A 3363-nucleotide genomic window follows, 5' to 3' on the forward strand; every position below is an offset into this window, starting at 1 on the left:
CCCACCGCGATGGTGCCCATGGCGGCGATCTGCAACATCAGGTTGGTGAGGTTGACGGGGGAGAGGAAGCGCTCGTTGGCCAGATAGAAGATGAACCAGATGACGGCCAGGCCCACGATGACCGGGAGGCTGCCCAGCTCGCCCTGGGCCAGCCGGCGGCGGTAGCCCGCCCAGGCACCCTTGAGTCCGGGCTCGTCGGAGATGAGCCGCGGATCCCTCGCGACTCCCATGGGTGTGCTCATGACTCCCCCTTGGACAGGGTCTGGGCCACCTCGGTGGAGTGCACGCCGGTGATGGCCGAGACGACCTCCACCTCTTTCGCGCTCTTCACGTCGAACGTGGCCACCCGCCGGCCGAGCCGCAGGACGATGATGCGGTCGGCCACGGAGAACACGTCCACCAGGTTGTGGCTGATGACCACCACCCCGAGCCCCTGCTCCCGGAGCCGGCGGATGAGCTCCAACACCTGCCGCGTCTGCGCCACGCCGAGGGCGGCGGTGGGCTCGTCCAGCAGTACCACCTTGGGCGAGCCCATCATCGAGCGGGCCACCGCGATGGACTGCCGCTGCCCACCGGACAGTGACGCCACCTGTGTGCGCACACTGGGGATGCTCACCGACAGCTTCTGGAGCAGCTCCGCCGCATGGCGCTCCATGGCCGTCTCGTCCAGCCAGCCCAGCAGGCTCCCGAGGCCCCCGGCGCGCACCTCGCGCCCGAGGAACAGGTTGCCCACCACGTCCAGGTTGTCGCAGAGCGCGAGGTCCTGGTACACGGTCGCGATTCCGAGCGCCGAGGCGCTCTGCGGCCCCTCCAGCTTCACCGGCCGGCCCTCGAAGAGGACCTGCCCCGCGTCGATGGGGAGGATGCCGGAGAGGGTCTTGATGAGGGTGGACTTCCCCGCACCGTTGTCTCCCACCAGGGCGACGACCTCTCCCGGGTAGGTCTCGAAGTCCACCTGGCTGAGCGCCTGGACGGCCCCGAAACGTTTGGAGATGCCCTTCAGCTCCAGCAGCGCGGTCGGCGGCATGGTGCCCCCTCCTGGCTCACTGGAGCTGCGCGGACTTGCAGGCCTGCTGGTAGGCCCCGGTGCAGAGCTGCTCGGCCGTCCAGAATCCGTCCGCTACGACGGTGCTCTTCACGTTCTCCCGCGTCACCGCCACCGGCTCGAGCAGGATGGAGGGCACGTCCTTCTTGCCGTTGTTCACCTTCCCGTTGACCTTGCCGGCCTCGGGCGGCTGCCCCCGCGCCAGCGTGACGGCGAGCTCGGCCGCGGCCTCGGCCTCGGGCTTGATGGCCTTGTAGATGGTGACGTACTGCTCGCCCGTGAGGACGCGCTGGATGCCCGCGAGCTCGGCGTCCTGACCCGTGACGGGGGGCAGGGGAGTGACGCCCGCCGCCTTCATCGCCGCGATGGCGCCGCCCGCGGTGCCGTCATTGGCCGCGTAGACGCCGGTGATCGCCGCCTTTCCGAGCCGGGTGATGGCCTGCTCCATCTGCTGCTGGGCCCTGTCCGGGCTCCAGTCGGGGGTGTCGTACTCGGCCCCCACCGTGAAGCCGCTCCCGTCGATGACCGAGTGCGCCCCGGCCTTGAAGAGCTTCGCGTTGTTGTCGGTGGGCGAGCCGTTGATCATCACCAGCGTCCCGCCCGTCTTGCCGTCCGCCTTGAGCTTGTCCACCAGGGCCTGGGCCTGGAGCTGGCCGACCTTCTCGTTGTCGAACGAGATGTAGTAGTCCACGTCCGCGTTGACGATGAGTCGGTCATAGCTGATGACGGGCACCTTGGACTGCTTCGCACGCGCCACGATGGCGGAGGCGGAGGCCGAGTCGACTGGATCCAACACCAGCACGGTGGCGCCGTTGGTGAGCGCGGCCTCGGCCTGGTCCTGCTGCTTGGCGGCGTTCTGGTCCGCGTTGCTGTAGATGAGCTGGCACTCGGGGCACAGCGCCTTCACCTTGCGCTCGAAGAGGGGCCGGTCGTGGGACTCGTACCGGGCCGTCTTGGACTCGGGCAGGAGCAGGGCGATCTTCTTCTCCGCCTTGTCCGTGGCCCCGGCCCCCTCGGGCTTCTTGTCACGGTTGCAGGCCGCGACCAGGAGCACCACCAGCGCGAGCGCCGGCACACGAACGCTGAAGCGGCTGTTCGAGGAACGCATCTCCACCCCTTCCTTTCAGGTCTCGGGACGCTGGCGACCATAAACGTCAGGCCCACGGGCTCGGAGGAAAGGAGAGAGGATTCGTCGTCCAGGCGACGCGCATCGCCGCGAAGCGCTCGCACCTTCCATCGCCCGTCACTTCCCGCGCGAGCCGGCTCCTTCCTCGCGTGGCGGGGAGGCGGGGACCTTCTGGCTGATGTCGACGACCACGGGCACCTTCTTCTGATCGCCGATGGGGGGGCCCGGCACGACCAGCACCCGGTGGAACGTGCCGAGCTCGGAGACGCGCGAGCGGATGTCCTCGAGCGTCCTCGCCGTACACGCCTTGTCCTTGGGGAGCGCGCTCTTGGCCTCCTTGATGATGCGTGCCGAGGACACCTTCGGGTTCTTGCCCTGGACGACCCAGATGGCATCGACCTGGTAGCGCGCCCCGAGCTGGACGTTCAGCGTCCCGGGGGGGCCCTGGGGCACCACGCGCGCCTCCGGCCAGCAGAGCGCGTGCAGCCGGTCCTCGAGGAGCCGGGCCGCGACATCCTGGCACTGCATGAACGGTCGGCTCCCGACGGCCTCCACGGGGAGGTCCGCGAGGACGCGGGCGCGAAGGGAGCCGGGCAGCTCGTCGAGCCCGGTGACCTGGCCCCGGGCGAGCGAGGCAGTGCCCTTGGGCTGGCACTGCTCCCGGACGAAAAAGCGGGTGTCGGCGCGACGGAGCACCTCACGGGTGTTGCCCTGCTGCGAGGCGCAGGCTGCCAACGTGAGGCTGAAGATGGCGAGGAACGTGCGGCGGAGCATGCGGAGGGTTGTAGCCCACCGATGGCTCCGCCGCATGTCTCAGGTGCTCGCCTGGGTCCGCTGGGCGAGCGCTTCCACGTCCTCGGGGCTCAGCTCCAGCTTGGCCTCGGAGCCGCTCCACACGAACGGAATACCCGGCTCGCGGTAGAGGGTGGGGGGGATGCTCCGCGCCATCTTCGCGTGCAGCTCCGGCAGCTTCGACCAGTGCAGCCCGTGCTTGGTGTGGTGCGCGGTGTGGTAGCCGAGGTTGCCCGTCATGAGGTTATAGCCAGCGTGCAGGATGTTGTACGAGGCCTCCTGGTGCTTCGCCGTCTCGAGCCCCACGTGGTGGAAGTAGGTGGCCCACGACGTGACGTAGATGGACACGCACATGGGCAGCAGGAAGACGAGCAGCGCGTTGTACCAGTTGTGCCAGAAG

4 protein-coding genes and 1 pseudogene are annotated in these 3363 nt (G+C 68.9%); all 5 read right to left on the minus strand.

Features of this window, described 5'->3' with window-relative positions; all coding sequences use genetic code 11:
* Positions 1–242, minus strand: a pseudogene (locus VF697_RS36050) (sugar ABC transporter permease); the annotation flags it as partial.
* A complete protein-coding gene (locus VF697_RS36055) occupies positions 239–1027 on the minus strand; it encodes an ATP-binding cassette domain-containing protein (protein WP_331102278.1) in 789 nt (262 codons plus the stop codon). The gene VF697_RS36055 and the pseudogene VF697_RS36050, both read right to left, overlap by 4 nt.
* Positions 1028–1043: 16 nt before the next feature.
* Positions 1044–2153, minus strand: a complete 1110-nt coding sequence (locus VF697_RS36060) for a sugar ABC transporter substrate-binding protein (RefSeq protein ID WP_331102280.1) — start codon at positions 2151–2153, stop codon at positions 1044–1046.
* Between the two features lie 135 nt (positions 2154–2288).
* On the minus strand, positions 2289–2945 hold the full coding sequence (locus VF697_RS36065) for a hypothetical protein (protein WP_331102281.1): 657 nt from the start codon (positions 2943–2945) through the stop codon (positions 2289–2291).
* Positions 2946–2984: 39 nt separating this feature from the next.
* Positions 2985–3363: fatty acid desaturase (locus VF697_RS36070; RefSeq protein WP_331102283.1), on the minus strand; the 379-nt coding region annotated here is incomplete at its 5' end.

Source organism: Archangium sp., assembly GCF_036388035.1.
In the GTDB taxonomy this organism is placed as follows: Bacteria; Myxococcota; Myxococcia; order Myxococcales; family Myxococcaceae; genus Archangium.

Excerpts from the sequence above, each read along its gene's own strand:
- VF697_RS36055 (WP_331102278.1), bottom strand. The coding sequence starts at position 1,027 with ATGCCGCCGACCGCGCTGCTGGAGCTGAAGGGCATCTCCAAACGTTTC.
- VF697_RS36065 (WP_331102281.1), bottom strand. The coding sequence starts at position 2,945 with ATGCTCCGCCGCACGTTCCTCGCCATCTTCAGCCTCACGTTGGCAGCC.
- VF697_RS36060 (WP_331102280.1), bottom strand. The coding sequence starts at position 2,153 with ATGCGTTCCTCGAACAGCCGCTTCAGCGTTCGTGTGCCGGCGCTCGCG.